Here is a 16,522-nt window from a genome sequence, read left to right as displayed (position 1 = left end):
GTTAAAATTTTATTAATTTTTTAGATTATAACCTATGGAAAAATCCATAAAACAGAGACAAAATTACTATGGTTATCGATCGTCAAAGACCAAGTTAAAATATTTTTGATTGGATCATTCAGATCATTACCCTTAAATTATAAACTATAAATTGAGATTGATAATTATAATTTTTTTGATAAATCTCAAAACCTTATTTGAATTAACTTTGACCAATTTGAACACCATTCAAATTCTTAAGATTACAACAAAAAAACTTAACTAACAGATTCTAAAATGAAGATAAATTTTTCGATTCCTTCTCTAACACAAATCCAAGAAAAAGTAAGAGAGATTAATGGTGAATCTTTAGAAATTCTCGAATGGAATCAGATTGCCCCTTGGAAAGATAGGATTAGCAAAGCAGAGATGAGAAATATTCCCTTCTACCTAGTTATTCCCAATACCAAGGATATGTTATCACAGTTATTGAATGTTTGTGACGAACATCTACTGCCAATTTTTCCTTTAGGCAACGCCACCAAGATAAATTGGGGTAAGTTACCCGATCGAGCTATGCTTTTTGTAAGTACCCATAAAATGAATCGAATCATTGATCATGCGGTAGAGGATTTAACGATAACAGTTGAATCAGGCATGAAAATAAAAGATTTACAGCAGTTTTTGGCTTCAAAAGGTCAATTTTTGCCGATCGATCCCTGTTTTCCAGAATTGGCAACGATCGGAGGAATTGTAGCCACAGCAAATACAGGAAGTTGGCGACAAAGATATGGAGGAGTAAGAGATTTATTACTAGGTATATCTTTTTTGAGGGGAGATGGCAAAGAAGCTAAAGCCGGTGGTAGAGTTGTTAAAAATGTAGCCGGTTATGATTTGATGAAATTGTTTACAGGTTCTTATGGTAATTTAGGAATTATTACAGAAGTAACCTTTCGTTTATTTCCCTTGCCAGATAATTCTCTTACTCTGACGGTGACAGGAGAAAAAGAGTCCATTTATCAGTTACAAAAAGCCGTTTCCGCCTCTGGATTAACTCCTACTGCAGCCGATTTATTATCACAATCTTTAATAAAAGCCTTTGATTTAGGTTCGGGATTAGGGTTAATATTTCGTTTTCAAGGCATCTCAGAAGGTATCAAACAACAGTCATTTCAAATTATGGAATGGAGTAACAAACTTAATTTATCTGTAAAAATTTATGAAAATCAAGAAGAATTAAAATTATGGGAAAATTTACCACCAAAAACTTATCAAGGTAATGTAGTTTGTAAAGTGGGTATTTTACCAAATAAAGCAGTTTATTTAATAGATAAACTAGAAAATTATGGATTAATTAATATTAATAGTGGTATCGGTAATTTATCTTTTTCAGATAATATTAAAAGTCATCAAATAATTAAATTACGGGAATTTTGTCAAGAAAATAATGGATTTTTAACAACTTTAAATTCTCCTTTTAAATCTCAAATTGAACCTTGGGGTTATACAGGTAACGGATTAAATATGATGCGTACTATTAAACAAAATTTTGATCCTCATGGCGTATTTGTCGATCGATTATAATTGTGGTATTAGGTATTGGGTGTTAGGTATTAAGCGTTAGGTGTTAGGTGTTAGGTAATAGCTGATAGCTACCTAAATAAAAGATATTGAGAATTGTTAATTATTAATTGTTAATTGTTAATTGTTAAAATTTATACACATCTTCGATAACTCTAACCCATCCTTGAGCTAAAGACTGCAAAATTAAATCACCTTTTTCTTTTGTAGCTACGGTAGCATCTCCCATAACGCCACTGTCACTAATATCTTTTGTTAGCCATGAAAAGGGTAATTGACCTTCCATCGATAATAGACTATCGGGGGCAAGATTACGAGGATATTCTTTTATCGCTAAATCCATTTTCACTCGATCAGGCAATAAAGCCAACATCAAACTTGTTTCGGCATCTCCTGCATGAATACCAAACTCTTTTTCTTCCTCTGTTAATAACTGATTCGTAATATTTGGAACTCTCCATGTAAAGAAAGGAAAAACCCAGAAATCTGGATATTTTTGGTGTAAATCCCTTGCCACTATTTCCATGATTTGCGGTTGTCCTCCATGAGAGTTCATTAAAACTAATTTACGAAAACCAGCTTGATAAATACTAGTGGCAGTTTCTTCTATCAGGGAAGACAAAGTATTTGCTGATAAACTAATGGTACCAACAAAGCCTTCATGTTCATTGGATTTACCATAATAGAGGGTCGGCATCGCAAAAGCTGGTATCTTAAGATCTAACATCGTTAAAGCCTTGCCTAAGACTCCTTGACTAATAGCAGAATCGACTACCAATGGTAAATGATAACCATGTTGCTCGATCGCTCCAATAGGTTGAATAATAACAGTATTGTTTTTATGGGGCATTTGTTTAATTTCTTGCCATGTCAGATAAGCAAAAAATCTATTTGGGGGAATAAAACCGTGAATCATTTTAGTTAATAGTGAATAAATTATCCATTGTTAATTATTAATTATTCATTCTTCATTGCAGATTGTTATAATGATTATGCTATTAGTAGAGAGGGAAATAAGTGGCATTATCACATCAACTGATTGGCGACGGTACACAATTACAGAGACGTACTAGCAAAGTAGCCCAAGATGTACTCAGAATGGGTGCATTAGTGGAGGAGTCTTTTCGCTATTGTCATAAAGCCTTATTTGATGGTGAATTGGAAGCGGTAGAAATTATTAAAGCACAAGATCGAGAAATCGATCGATACTATCGAGATATTGAAATGCACTGTGCCAGTATTTTAACTTTACAAGCCCCTGTTGCTCAAGATTTGAGAATTTTAAGTGCTTTTATGCAGTTAGTGCGAGATTTGGAAAGAATCGGCGATTATGCAGAAGATTTAGGGGAAATTGCCCTTAAATTAATACTTTATCCTCCTCATCCCTGTATGCCTGAGTTGGCGATTATGTCTCAACAAGCACAGATTATGTTGGCTAAAACTATGGTAGCTTTAAGTGAACTCGATCGAGAGGCAGGAGCAAAAATTAAACTCTTAGATGACACCGTTGATAATGCTTATGAACGATTATACAAACAATTGGCTTACCAAAAAGACGTTAAGGGAGTCGTTGAGCCGATCGTATTACTTACCCTTGCTATTCGTCATTTAGAAAGAATGGCTGATCACGCTACTAATATTGCTCAAAGAGTATCATATATTGTGACGGGTCATCGTAATTAATCAGAGCTTATTTCCTAACATCATCTTTTATCATAAGTTCGATCTTCGTGCCCTTTAGTGCTTTTTAACGACTAAAGTTGTCACTTCACCACAAAGGGAAAAAGTACCTTTTTTTTTAAAAGAGGGTTTTAGAGGGATTAATCTGCTAATTTTAAAATTCTAAACTTCAATTAAATTAACACTACTAGGATTAGGTAATGATTCTCCAGTCGCTTCATAAGCCAAAATTAAAGACTTTAAGGCCTCCTCACCATTAGCTACTGCTTCGGTGTAAGTATTTCCGTGAGTACGCCATTTTTGCCCGACAAAATCAGGAAATCCCACTAAAAAACAGTTATCTTCACTACTCCATTCAATCACCATTTTATATTTATATTTACTCATTATTTTTCCTCTTTTTAACTTCTAAAATAGCTTGTTTAATTAATTTTTCTTGATATATTTTGGCATCAGCACTATCATTTCCTGACACCGTAATTTTGCCCTGATAATTTTCATGTATCCAGTTAGTATGACTACTTTTGCCCAGCACTTGTTTAAAACCAGCTTAAATTAACATTTTCTTCAATTCTCTCACTTTTTTGGGCATTGTCTATATTATAGAATCCATTTGGTATTTTGCCTAGAATCATTATCTAGTAAGTATTGTAGAAAATTATGACGATCGACTGTAGCACTTATTGCGTAAGGGTTTTAAAATAGATCTCAAAATTGGTTCTATAAATAGGGTTTTTAACTATGATAGTTGTAGGTTTAATGAGTGGAACTTCTGTCGATGGCATTGATGCTGCCGTTGTCGATATTCAAGGAGAAGGTTTAGATTTAAAAGTAAACTTATTAGTAGGACAAACTTTTCCCTATTCTCCTTCTCTTCGTGCCCAAATTTTAGGAGTTTGTGAAGGGGAATCCCTCTCAATGACACAACTGGCAAAATTAGATCATGACATCGCCCTTGAATTTGCCCAAGCCGTTTTGAATATCATACCAAAAAACACTAAAATTGATCTAATTGGTTCTCATGGTCAAACAGTCTATCATCAACCTCCCCACAAAAAAGAGTTAGGCTATAGTTTGCAATTAGGTAGAGGAGATGTCATAACCCACTTAACCGGAATAAAAACTATCAATAATTTTCGAGTGGCAGACATTGCTGTGGGAGGGCAGGGGGCTCCTCTTGTGTCTAAAATTGATCTATGCTTATATAAGCATCATCGTCATAACCGTTGTTTACAAAATATTGGCGGTATTGGTAACGCTACCTATTTACCTTCAACTCATACCCCCCAATGGCAAGAAAAAATTATTGGTTGGGATACGGGACCGGGCAATGCTTTAATAGATTTAGCAGTACAAGAATTAACAAACAATCAACAAACATTTGATTTTAACGGTAATTGGAGTAGTCAAGGAAAACCATGTCAACCACTAATTAAACAATGGTTAAAACAAGATTTTTTTCATGAAAAACCACCAAAATCCACAGGTAGAGAATTATTTGGACATCATTATTTAGCTTATTGTCGTCAAGATGCACAAAACTATAATTTAAGTGATGCTGACTGGTTAGCCACTTTAACAGAATTAACGGTTGCTTCTATTGCTGATAGTTATCATCGTTTTTTACCATCTCCTCCCCATGAAATTATTTTAGCAGGAGGTGGTAGTCGCAATAGTTATCTCAAAGAGCGTTTAAAGTCTTATCTTCCCGATACTAATTTATTGATTAGCGATGAATTAGGTATTAATAGTGAATTTAAAGAAGCGATCGCATTTGCTATTTTAGCTTATTGGCACGTCAATAACTATCCGGGTAATTTACCTACTGTTACTGGTGCAACAAAAGAAGTTATTTTAGGACAAAAACACGACTACTAAGCTGAAACTGACTTAAAATCACATACACTATTACAAATCAAATTGAAACTATTTTAAAACCTAAAATCACCTGAGTGAGCTATAAAATTTATCGGTGAAGGTAGCGATTAGCTTTTAGCTTTTAGCTGTTAGCTTTTTTTCAATTAAAGAATAATTAATCAATTACTAATGTTGACAAAAAATTTAAGTTAACGATAACTCATAGCTACCCTTTCGATAATATTTTTTCATCGAACTGAGGTAAAATCTAATACCTTATCATAACCCTTTTAACATAATGTATTTGGAACTGGTGTATATAAAAATCAATTATTTTTTTATTTAATAAATATGAATTTTGGTCAATCTTTAGGTTTTTTATCTTTTCTAATTTCTCTTTATATACTTTGGCAAATACGACAGTTATTATTATTAATTTTTACTGCTATTATATTTTCTGTTGTTTTAAATAGATTAGTAGTTAAACTAAAAAAATATAGTTTTACTCGCTATAAAGCAGTCATTATAATTACTATTATTGCTGTTATTATTTTAAATTTATTATTAATTTTAATTTTTCCTCCTTTTCTTGAGCAATTTGAATTATTAATTAATCTTTTTCCTAAAGTAATAATAAAAATAAATGAATTTATTAATAACTTTGATTTTGGAGAATATAAAGAACTTATACCATCTATTAATCTCGAAAAAATATTGAATGATTATGGATTTTCTACTTCTAAAGTATTTAATAATTTTATAATTTTATTCTCCAATTTTTTCAATGTAACTTTACAATTATTATTTGTTGTTATTTTAACAATAATTTTCCTTTTAAATCCTCAAAAATATCGCTCTTATTTTCTTAAAATATCTCCCTCTTTTTACCGTCGTCGTGTTGATGATATTCTTAATAAGAGTGAAATTGCGATCGTGAGTTGGTTAAGTGGCATTCTTCTTAACTGTATATTTATTGCCGTTTTAAGTGGTGTTGGTTTATGGGTTTTGCAAGTTAAATTAGTATTAGTTCATGCTCTTTTAGCTGGATTATTAAACTTTATTCCTAACATTGGGCCTACCTTAAGTGTGGTATTTCCTATAATGATAGCAGTGGTCGATTCTCCTTGGAAAATTATCCCGATTATCATTTGGTATTTTATTGTTCAAAATATAGAAAGTTATTGGTTAACTCCTAAAGTTATGGCGGATAAAGTATCATTGTTACCTGCTGTAACTCTTTTTGCTCAAATATTTTTTGCTACTTGTTTTGGTTTACTCGGATTATTATTAGCACTTCCTCTCACTGTCATTGCAAAAACTTGGATTGAAGAAGTACTATTTTATGATATTTTGGACAAATGGACTAATGAACCACTAATAATTAATGATCAAAAATTAATAGTTAATAATGGGGAATTAATAATAGATAATGAAGAATAAAAATTATCTGTTTTCGATCGTTAAATAACCGATTAATTTATAGATTAGTTTAGCCGCAGTAAATTCGGAAACCACAGAGTCTTTAGTCGGTGCTAACTCCATAATATCGCATCCAATAACCTCAAATTTAGCAAAAATTAATCTCATAAATGCTAATAGTTGATACCAATTTAACCCCCCCGGTTCAGGTGTTCCAACTCCGGGCATTAAACTAGGATCAATTCCATCTAAATCAATGGTAATAAATACTTTTTTTGTCTTAATATTATCGATCGATCTTTCCATCCAATCAGAATTATAATAAATATCTCTAGCCCACATCACAGGGATATTTTTTTCTTTAATTAAACTAGCTTCTTCTTGACAAATAGCACGAATACCGACGGGTAAAGTAGGCAATCCCAATTCTAATACTCGACGCATCACACAAGCATGATTATGAATCGAGCCTTCAAATTCGTAACGCATATCTCCATGAGCATCGATTTGAATTACCGTAAAGGTTTCATCTAAACTTTGTTGGTAGGCTTGAACAACCCCCGTAGTGATAGCGTGTTCACCTCCCAAAGCAATAACAAATTTTCCATCTTGAATAAATTGCTTTACGGTATCCGTAGTAACTTGCAACATTTCTTCGGCTGTGAGGAGATTATTAACTCTTGTATCAGCAATATAATTAGAGGTAAAAATAGAAGTTTGAAAACAGGTTTCTATATCTAATTCCTCATCGTAACATTCTAATTGATCTGAGGCAATTAAAATAGCATCTGGCCCATGTTCACAACCTTTACGATAAGTAGTTGTCGCTTCGTAGGGAATGGGTAAAATGACTATTTTTGCTTCTTCATAAGTTGATTGAATTTCTGACTCTAAAAATTGTTTCATTATCGTATTTTTCTTCAAAAATTTACTGTAATTTAAGTTTTATTCAAAAGAATATTTTAGCATATTTTCGTTCTAAATTAATATTTTTTTTAGCCCTAATTAAATTTTAAAATATTAATAAATTTTTAGAAATTAATTTGATTAAACAATCATTATTCTTAATTATTACCTACTTTTACCACAGAGCCTAAAAGACACATAAACGCAGTACCTAAATGATGAATTTCCAGAAAATTAGCGGATTCTGGGGCAGGTTTATAAATTTTAAAAGATTTCATTATTCCTAAAGTAGCCGCACTTTCTAAGGGGCCAATAAAATCAGTTTTTCTATCTAAAAAATAATCTTTATTAATCCAATATTTCATCTGTTCATTAGTGAGGAAAAAACAACCCGAATGAGGATTTAATGCTCTACGAAAAATTACGACATTATTCATGACTTGCCCCTTTAATTCTGGTTCATCATTAACATTTTGAAAAGAAGCTGTAACTCTTGGTAATAAATCTCCATCAATATAACATTTTCCAGTATATTGATTTAGGCTTAATTCGTAACGATTAGGGAGTAATAATTTGTGAAAATCTGTGACATTATTAAACCAATTTAGTTTAGTAAAAAAATTTGCATCTCTAATAATTAAATCATCTTCTAAGTAGCAATAATAATCATATTTATCTATATTTTCTTGTAGAATTTTATGACATTCAAACCCTAACAAAACAGGTTCTGCATTAGTTCTATTATGTTTAAACAAATCTTGAGGTAAGGGAAGTTGATTAATTAAATGATTTGTATCAGTGGTGCATATAACAATATCAAGAGTACTGTTAGATAGGGTATTTGCTGGAATGGTAATTCTTTCTCCTACTTTGATCATCAATTGTGGTTTTCCAAATAATTGTTGTAAAGATAAAATAGAATTACTTAATGCTTCTATTCTTGGTTGGGGATTTCTCTGAGATCCATATTTAGCGTTTTGTTCTTGTTTAAAAAAATGAGGAATTGTAACTAATATTTTCATGATTTTTAAATAAATATATTAATATATCGCAATCCTAAATCACCTCAGAGAAAATAGGGTATTTAGTATTAGGGAAAGAATTTTCTCAAAACTTATTTTACAGCAGTTTTCATTTATTTAAACCATAGGAGTGCATTCTCCTTTGCGACTTTGCGAGAGATAAAAAATGTAGTTTAACCTGAGTAAACGATAAAAATAGGTGAGGGCTGACTTGGAAAACAGGCAGATTGTATTTTTTGTGAGTCAATAAAATTATTTTTAAAAGGCATCAAATATTAGGAATTTTTCTACTTGTCCAGTTGTCTAGTTTTCATCATTTTCTTTATGTCGAACTGAGGTTATTTTATTCATTGGAAAAGCGTTGTAATATTGGAATCATCTAAATCAATATCTTTTGCCTCTTGCGTGACTTCTTGGAGAAGTCTAATGATTAAGATTCTGGCTCTTCTTCATCGGTTTGATTTGTAGGAATTGCAACTACGATCGCTTGAATTACTTTACTGACACAGATGATTTCTAAGCCTAAATCACTAGGATAAGTTTGACCTTTAGGCACGATCGCCCGTTTAAAGCCTAATTTCGCCGCTTCTTTTAATCTTAGCTCCATTTGCGATACTAAACGCACTTGTCCTCCTAATCCGATTTCTCCGATTAATACTGTACGAGCATCGACTACTCGATCGCGAAAACTAGCGACAATGGCAATTGCCATACCTAAATCTGCGGCCGGCTCTTCTACGGCCAAACCTCCAGCCGACGCTACATAAGCATCTAATTTTGACAGAGGAATACCGACTCTTTTTTCTAATACTGCTAAAATTTGTTGTAGTCTATTATAATCAACGCCTGTAGTCGATCGACGAGGAGAAGTGTAACTGGTAGGACTAACTAAGGCTTGTAATTCCACTACGATCGATCTAGTACCTTCACAAGAGACAATCGTAGCTGTACCGGGTGCTTGTTCATCTCGGTTACTTAAAAAGAGTTCTGAAGGGTTCGTCACTTCATCTAAACCGTGATCTACCATTTCAAAAATACCAATTTCATGGGTAGCACCAAAACGATTTTTTACAGATCTTAACAAACGATGGGAAGCATATCGATCGCCTTCAAAATATAATACTGTATCGACTAAATGCTCTAATACCCTAGGCCCTGCAATCGCACCTTCTTTTGTAACATGACCGACTATAAATAGAGTAATACTTTCTCGTTTGGCTACTTGCATCAAAGCAGAAGTACATTCTCTTACTTGAGAAACTGAACCGGGAGCAGAATTAAGAGTGGAAAGATGTAGGGTTTGAATACTGTCAATAATGGCAACTTGAGGTTTTAGAGATTCTAACTCTCGCAATATTTCTTCTAAATCCGTTTCGGGTAAAATATATAAGTTAGTTTCGATCGAGAGATTTTGATTACCATTAGTCAAATTATCTTTTATCAATCCTACTCCTAAACGAGAAGCCCTTAATTTGACCTGTTGCCCAGATTCTTCGGCGGAAACATACAAAATACGAGGAAAACGTATTGCTAATTGATTAGCTGTTTGTAACAATAAAGTTGATTTACCAATACCCGGATCTCCTCCTATGAGTACTAATGAACCCGGAACGATTCCTCCACCTAAAACTCGATCTAATTCTTGATAACCAGAATTCATACGGGGCTGTTCTTCTTCTGTAATATCAGAAAATTTTACAGAAATTCGAGGTTGTGCAGGGGTTTCTTTTTTTGCTTGGCTACGATTTTGAGATTGCCAACCGGCACGGCTAAAATTACCATTACTATTATTATTGTTATTAGAAATTTCTTCTTCTAAAGTACCGTACACACCACAACTAGGGCATTTACCAAACCACTGAGATGATTCTGCACCACAAGCATTACAGATATAAACAGTTCTGGTTTTTCCCATAATATTTTGTATTGTATAATTTCGTTCTTACACCATAATCTTATCAAAAAAATTTTTTTTGCTTAGTATATTAAGGTTTCTAACATCTTTTGTTCAAGAAGATTTAAAAATTTGTTGGGCTTTGAGTAACGTTTGAATTACTTGTTCTGAATCCATTAATCTTTTTAAAACTACTTGACCAATATTAGAAGATTCTCTTAAGGTTTCACTGATGGGGATAACTTCTACCATAAGTACATTATCTTCTACTTCATTTAACCACAAAACTTGATTATTTTCGATCGTGCCTAAAGGTAAAGATTGGATATGAGGTTTTCGTCGCCAAACCGTCTCATTCCAAATACCTCCTCTTTCCCAAATGCGATTATAAGTCCATCCTTCCGCCAAAAAAAAATATTTCATAATGATCGATCGTTAAGTGTTCATGATTAATAATTCGTTACATTTTACTGTACATTTTTGATAGAGGAATCTAACTTGCTCAAAAATCTTTAAAATCGCCATTAAATCTACTTACTAAATCCTTTTTTAGTTTTATGAGAAGATGGTTTTTTTAATTCTCCTGTTTTTATCCACTGTAAATGTTGGTTTAATAAATTCTCTAAATTATAGTTTTTAACGATCGTTTCCCTTGCTTTCGTCCTAATTTTTGCCATAATATCTGGATTATCTAAAGCATATTCTACTCGATCGGCTATCTTTTCTGGAGAGAAAAATGGTACTAATAAGCCATTATAATTATCTTGGATTAACTCTTTGACTGGAGCAGTATCCGAAGCCACCAAAACGCAACCTGTAGCCATGGTTTCTAACATTGACCATGATAAAACAAAGGGACGAGTTAAATAAATATGGGCAGAAGAATTTTGGATAACGTTGAGGTATTCGTCATAACCGAGTAACCCCGTAAAATGCACTCGACTTAAATCAAGGGGAAATTTTTGTAACATTAAATCTTTATAATTTTGACCTTCAGGTAATTGTTTACCATAGGCAACTCGATTTTGACCAACAATGACAAAATGTGTATTAGCACGACGTTTTTGTAAAATGCTGATGGTTTCAATTAATTGAGGAAAACCCCGATAAGGTTCCATGCCCCTACCTAAATAAGTTACTATTTCGGAAGCATTGCTTAAATCAAGATTAATTCTGGGTATCACCAATTTAGTATCGGCATTGGGCTTAAAATATTCTGTATCGACTCCATCATGTAAAACCGTGATTTTCGATCGCAATTCGGGAGGAAATTGTTGTCTTTGCCATTGAGTGGGAGATAAACCTCGATCGCAACTATACAAATCGATTAAAATAGGGGCATTTTTCACCCGAATTCTAGCTTCATCATCAGCAGTAAGAGGATCACTAGGATCGAAGTCAGCATCACTACCATGTGCATTATAAAACCATTCAAAGTAACAGAGAAACTTTGCTCTAGGGAAAATATCTTTAATAAATAAAGTAGGCCCCCATCCCGAATGACCATATACAATATCAGGATAAAAGCCTTGTTTTTTCAATTCCGTAGCGACACGATATAATCCTTGTCCTTGTAATACAGCATTTTCCAACGTCCTAACATAATGATGAGTTTCCGCTCTTGCCTCTCTGGATACCTCATAAATTATTTTCTTAACTCCCTCTATTTGACCTTCCTGACGCTTTGTAGCAAACATTACCTCATAATTGGGATCTTTACCCATTTTCATTGCTAAATGACGAAATTGAGCGGGAAAGTTAGGATGAATGAATAATACTCTAGTTTTTTCTTGTACCATGACAACTATTAACAATTAATAATTAACAATGAACAATGAATAGTGAACAATTGTCAATAACTTCCAAAATGTGGAATTTACAAAATTATAGAGATATTGTGATCCAGATAACTATAAAAATTAGTAAGCTAAGACGCATTGATTTGGTATATAATTTAAGTCAGAAAAGATAAAACTTAGGTGTGATTTATGCCTTCTAAAAATTTTTTGTCAGAGGAAGAAAGAAAGTATCTACAAGATGCTTTAAAAATAGAAAAGAGATCGGAAGTCAGGGAAAGAATTTTAATATTTTTATTAGAGAATGATGGTAAAAATTATCAAGAAATAGCAGTTTTTTTGGGTTGTTCCCCCAAAACGGTGGCTTACTGGGCAGTTCATGGTAATCCTAATAATGTAGATTCATTGCAAGATAAAAGAAGAAAAGGAAACCAAACAAAAGCAACGGATAAATATATTGAAAGATTATTAGAAGTAGTTGATAAAAATCCTGAAGATTTTGGATATGATTTTGGTCGATGGACGGGGCAAAGATTATCAGAACATTTGGAAAAAGAAACAGGAATTAAATTAAGCAAATCACAAGTAGTGAGGATATTAAAAAGAAAAAAGTATAGTTATATTTGGGGAAAATATAGTTTAGAAGACAAACAAAATCAAGAACAAAGAAAAGCATTTAAAGAAAAATTAGAACATTACATAGAAATAGGTAAAGAGAATCCTGAGTTAGTTCAAGTATGGTTTTGGGATGGGGCGTTTAAAGTGGCGAACTAAATTCGCCACACAGCCCCTCATGAATGTGGTTTTAGTTTAAGGGTGATAAGAAGAAAAACATGGACGAAAAAAGGAAAAAGAAAAAAGGTGAAGGGAGAAAGAAGAAGAGGAAGAGTAAATATCATGGGAGGAATAAGATATTCGGATAAAAAAAGAAGATGTTTTGTAATAAAAAAAGGTGATTCAGAAACGTTTTGTGAACAATTAAAAAAGTTATGGGAAGAAATAAAAAATGAATGGGTAAGTAAGGGAAATGATGAAAAAGATTTTAAAGAATGTGGTCCGAAAATAATCATAATATTAGACAACGCAAGTTTCCATAAAAAAAAGGAAATAGTAGAAAAAATAGAAAAAAATCTACCGAATATAAGACTAGAATATTTACCGGTATATAGTCCAGATTATAACTTAATAGAATTAGTGTGGCATTCGGCAAAGGAATATATAGCTTATAGAAACTTTGAAAATAAAGAACAGCTAGAAAAAACAGTAAATTACTTATTAAATGAAGGAGGTTTAGTAATTAATTGGAGTAAAAAATTTAAGAATAAGGGTGAATTAATCAATGTAAGTTAAATGCGTCTTAGCTTAGTCATACGTCTATTTATCTAAATTTGAAGCAATAAGTTATTGTATTGTTGTAGATCTTCAGTTGATAAAGGCTCAATAAAATCACTTTTTGCCAAGATTTCTGGGGACATTTTCGGGATTTTGGGATTACTTTTTCCCTTTAATTCCAAGGGTGATATTCCATTGGTAAATAGATTAATTTGTTTTGCTGATTTGGTTTCCCAACAAAAGTTAATTAAGTCTAATATTTTTTTCAATTTGTCTTGCTCATTTTTTTCTCGTTTCGGTTTTACCCATATATCTGTCCATAATGATGTACCCGATCGAGGTATGATTGCTTCAATATCTCTATGGGTTTCAACTATTGGTAATATATCTGTTGACCATCCTACTGCTAACCATGTATCTCCCAATATTAAAGGTTGTAGATAATTAATAGAGTCATAAAATTTAACCTGTTGATGTAAACTAGCTAATTGTGATCGAATTTCGGGAATAGCGTTAATATTAGGGGTGTTGTAAGAATGTCCTAATTTTTTCAAGATTAAGCCAATAATTTCTCTCGGTTGATTCAACAAAGATATGCGGTGTTGAATTTGCGATCGCCACAAATCGTCCCAATCCTGCGGTTGCCATCCCAAAGCCTCAAATTTATCCTTACGATAAGCAATCATGGTATATCCCCAACGATAAGGCGCACCCCATAATTGTCCATTAGGATTTAATTTTCCTTCCCTATCTCTTTTCATCAGATTTTGAAATCGAGGGGGGATACTATCCCAATGACTCAAATTACTTAATTCCAAAGGTTCAATTAATTTTTTGGCGATCGCATCTTTTAACCAAAAATCACCCAATGTCACTAAATCATGGGGGGAGGAGTTATTTTCTTTTTTTTCCTGCCATGTTATCAATAATTTATATATATCATCGATCGTTAACTGAGGTTGAAAATTAACAATACCTAATCTTTTAGACTCTTTTTGCAGTGATGCAATTAACTGTATAGGAATTGAGTTTTGAAGTAAAGATACCTGAAGATCATATTGACTCTCACAACCTGACAAAAGAGAAGCAAGGGATATACTACCAATACTCCACAAAAAAGAACGACGATTCATGAATAATTAGGAATTAAGAATTGGAAATTGAGAATTAGCTGTTAGAAATTATTCGGAATTTTTAACATAACCCATCTTGTCATAAATTAGAAGGCTAATAGCTAAAGTCAGCAGTCAGCTAAAGTAACTATATAGCAATCCTAAATCATTCGAGAGAAATCAAACAATATTCTGAAATTCTCACATTATTATTAATACTAACTCCTAACTTCTTCCTCATCAGTATATTTTATCGTTAGTGCCAGATGTGAGTAAAACCCAATTATTAAATTAATCAGGAATAGTGAGGATTATTATCTATTAGACCTTAGCATAGAAAGAAGAAAAAATAAATAGAAATCGCAAGAGGGTGATAGTGATATGTCAGAAAAAAAGCAAGAATTGATTAATTTACAACATCAGATAACTAAGCTGTATGAGACTGTTAAAAAATTGGGAGAGTATATCGGTTGGGAAGAAGTTGAGACTCTTTTTTCCTCAGAGTCAGATTATCATGATAATTTGTCAAAAAATCATCATTGGGAGAAAAAAAACGATTCTCCGCCTAATTTGACATTAATTAGCAATTCCCATAGTAATAAACATCATCATAATAACCTTAATTCTCATCAAGATATTTTAATTGATGATATGTCAATGTACTCTGAGTTATCCAATTATTCTCAATCAGATAATAATATATCCTGTGAAGAACAAGTATATCGCTTAACAGCCCAATTAACGGCGGCTTATCATCGTATTGCTTCTCTTGAAGATCAGTTGTTAGCTATTCGTAGTCATGAGCCCACTAGAAACAATGGTTTCTATCATGCCCAATAATTCTTGTTTATTGATACCCAGTAGATGGGATGCGATCGCACAGCCACCAGCGCCAACTCCCTCCTTAACAAATCCCTGTTCAAATGCCTGTAAACTAGGATAACAAGAGTTACTAAAATTCAATTTAGTAGCACATAAAGATACATTACTAATGATTTTACTCAAACCAACGGTATCTCCAGTAGAATCTTCTGCTACCCAACGGGTTGTACCGACGATGATATTATCTAAATTGGCATCTTGATAGTATCTTGTTTTTAAGGCTTGAATCAGGGCAAAAACGGCTAACATTTGCGTACCCCCTGCTAACATAACTCCGGTTTGTTGACTGGCGGAAAGTGCGATCGAGGCCACGACTATTTGCATCGGATCTCCGATAGCTGATATAATCTCGAAGGGATCTGGGTTAGTAGAAAAATTGGCGTTTTTTAATCCTTTTTGTACCACATCCCATTTTTGTTGATGGTTGCATATTGGATGACTACTATTAATCTTTCCTTGCGCAGAAATACCTAAAGCAGTTAATACCGCCAAGGCAGTAGTTGTACCTCCTACCACACATTCACTTAAAATAATATAACTCGGGTGAGAAGTGTGCCTTTGTGCTTGGGCTTTTTCACCTAACAATTTTCCCCAATATAACCCTTTTTGATAAAGATGCTTGACGGTAGATAAAGGTAACGCTTTTCCTGTAGAAACGCAATTAGCAGGTTTTCCTTGTAAATCAATAGTAGTAACAGAGGGTTGTTGTAATAAACCACTATTAAAAACATAAATAGGCAGATTAAACCATTCTATTACCGATCGACTAATAAAAGTCGGAGAAACTCCCACAGCTAGAGAAGGCAAGGGAAATACGGGATTAAGAGTGACTCCGTTAACTAATAATTCCGCATCCGCTAAAGCAGTATAACGACGAGACTCAGGAGTTTTTCCTGCGGTAGAAATTCCCTCTAATAAAGCAGTCGCCGTAAATCCTAAAGTACAAGTAAAAATAGGAAGACAACCAGTATATCTACTTAACCATTGCTTTCCTTTTTCAATTTCTGTGTAGATTTTAATATCATCATTTCTAAAATTATTCATTATAAATATAGTGTTGAA

Annotated in this window: 15 protein-coding genes and 1 pseudogene; 6 read left to right on the top strand and 10 right to left on the bottom strand. The window is 32.9% G+C overall.

Features of this window, described 5'->3' with window-relative positions:
• Window positions 1–276 precede the first annotated feature (276 nt).
• The gene (locus GM3709_RS07855; protein WP_066118073.1) at window positions 277–1,563 is read left to right on the top strand and encodes an FAD-binding oxidoreductase; all 1,287 of its coding nucleotides are present in this window, start codon (window positions 277–279) and stop codon (window positions 1,561–1,563) included.
• A 124-nt stretch (window positions 1,564–1,687) separates the two neighbouring features.
• Here GM3709_RS07855 and GM3709_RS07850 read toward each other — a convergent pair whose 3' ends face one another.
• On the bottom strand, window positions 1,688–2,476 hold the full coding sequence (locus GM3709_RS07850; protein WP_066118071.1) for a creatininase family protein: 789 nt from the start codon (window positions 2,474–2,476) through the stop codon (window positions 1,688–1,690).
• Between the two features lie 101 nt (window positions 2,477–2,577).
• Between GM3709_RS07850 and phoU the strand changes: the two genes are divergently transcribed.
• Complete coding sequence (gene phoU, locus GM3709_RS07845; RefSeq protein ID WP_066118069.1) at window positions 2,578–3,243, top strand: phosphate signaling complex protein PhoU; 666 nt, start codon at window positions 2,578–2,580, stop codon at window positions 3,241–3,243.
• Window positions 3,244–3,402: 159 nt separating this feature from the next.
• Here the strand turns inward: phoU and GM3709_RS07840 are convergent, their stop codons facing one another.
• Complete coding sequence (locus GM3709_RS07840) at window positions 3,403–3,627, bottom strand: type II toxin-antitoxin system HicB family antitoxin (protein ID WP_066118067.1); 225 nt, start codon at window positions 3,625–3,627, stop codon at window positions 3,403–3,405.
• On the bottom strand, window positions 3,620–3,775 hold the full coding sequence (locus GM3709_RS07835; protein WP_231937637.1) for a type II toxin-antitoxin system HicA family toxin: 156 nt from the start codon (window positions 3,773–3,775) through the stop codon (window positions 3,620–3,622). The genes GM3709_RS07840 and GM3709_RS07835 overlap by 8 nt, the downstream gene beginning before the upstream one ends.
• A gap of 206 nt (window positions 3,776–3,981) precedes the next feature.
• Here GM3709_RS07835 and GM3709_RS07830 point away from each other — a divergent pair, with 206 nt between their 5' ends.
• The gene (locus GM3709_RS07830) at window positions 3,982–5,118 is read left to right on the top strand and encodes an anhydro-N-acetylmuramic acid kinase (RefSeq protein WP_066118065.1); all 1,137 of its coding nucleotides are present in this window, start codon (window positions 3,982–3,984) and stop codon (window positions 5,116–5,118) included.
• Between the two features lie 330 nt (window positions 5,119–5,448).
• Entirely contained in the window at window positions 5,449–6,537 is a 1,089-nt protein-coding gene (locus GM3709_RS07825) for an AI-2E family transporter (RefSeq protein ID WP_066118063.1), read from the top strand.
• A gap of 3 nt (window positions 6,538–6,540) precedes the next feature.
• Here GM3709_RS07825 and speB read toward each other — a convergent pair whose 3' ends face one another.
• The 5 genes from speB to GM3709_RS07800 form a co-directional block, all read right to left on the bottom strand.
• Window positions 6,541–7,422 (bottom strand): agmatinase, encoded by an 882-nt coding sequence (speB, locus tag GM3709_RS07820; protein ID WP_066118061.1) that lies wholly within the window; start codon window positions 7,420–7,422, stop codon window positions 6,541–6,543.
• 158 nt (window positions 7,423–7,580) lie between these two features.
• On the bottom strand, window positions 7,581–8,444 hold the full coding sequence (locus GM3709_RS07815; protein WP_066118060.1) for a hypothetical protein: 864 nt from the start codon (window positions 8,442–8,444) through the stop codon (window positions 7,581–7,583).
• Between the two features lie 430 nt (window positions 8,445–8,874).
• Window positions 8,875–10,359: a DNA repair protein RadA gene (gene radA / locus GM3709_RS07810; RefSeq protein ID WP_066118058.1), complete on the bottom strand. Its 1,485-nt coding sequence runs from the start codon at window positions 10,357–10,359 to the stop codon at window positions 8,875–8,877.
• Window positions 10,360–10,452: 93 nt separating this feature from the next.
• Window positions 10,453–10,761, bottom strand: a complete 309-nt coding sequence (locus GM3709_RS07805) for a hypothetical protein (RefSeq protein WP_066118056.1) — start codon at window positions 10,759–10,761, stop codon at window positions 10,453–10,455.
• A gap of 107 nt (window positions 10,762–10,868) precedes the next feature.
• Window positions 10,869–12,137: a glycosyltransferase family 4 protein gene (locus GM3709_RS07800; protein WP_066118054.1), complete on the bottom strand. Its 1,269-nt coding sequence runs from the start codon at window positions 12,135–12,137 to the stop codon at window positions 10,869–10,871.
• A 189-nt stretch (window positions 12,138–12,326) separates the two neighbouring features.
• On the opposite strand from GM3709_RS07800, the pseudogene GM3709_RS19075 reads away from it, so the two are divergent.
• A pseudogene (locus tag GM3709_RS19075) lies at window positions 12,327–13,484 on the top strand (IS630 family transposase).
• Window positions 13,485–13,516: 32 nt separating this feature from the next.
• On the opposite strand, the gene GM3709_RS07785 reads toward GM3709_RS19075, so the two are convergent.
• Entirely contained in the window at window positions 13,517–14,599 is a 1,083-nt protein-coding gene (locus tag GM3709_RS07785; protein WP_066118052.1) for an extracellular solute-binding protein, read from the bottom strand.
• Window positions 14,600–14,959: 360 nt separating this feature from the next.
• Here GM3709_RS07785 and GM3709_RS07780 point away from each other — a divergent pair, with 360 nt between their 5' ends.
• The gene (locus GM3709_RS07780) at window positions 14,960–15,418 is read left to right on the top strand and encodes a hypothetical protein (protein WP_066118049.1); all 459 of its coding nucleotides are present in this window, start codon (window positions 14,960–14,962) and stop codon (window positions 15,416–15,418) included.
• Here the strand turns inward: GM3709_RS07780 and cobT are convergent.
• Window positions 15,362–16,504 (bottom strand): nicotinate mononucleotide-dependent phosphoribosyltransferase CobT, encoded by a 1,143-nt coding sequence (cobT, locus tag GM3709_RS07775; protein WP_066118046.1) that lies wholly within the window; start codon window positions 16,502–16,504, stop codon window positions 15,362–15,364. The two genes, GM3709_RS07780 and cobT, sit on opposite strands and share 57 nt — an antisense overlap.
• Window positions 16,505–16,522 lie beyond the last annotated feature (18 nt).

It is taken from the genome of Geminocystis sp. NIES-3709, from assembly GCF_001548115.1.
In the GTDB taxonomy this organism is placed as follows: Bacteria; Cyanobacteriota; Cyanobacteriia; order Cyanobacteriales; family Cyanobacteriaceae; genus Geminocystis.
The sequence above is the reverse complement of the archived record's forward strand: the minus strand, read 5'-3'. Positions and strand labels throughout refer to the sequence as shown.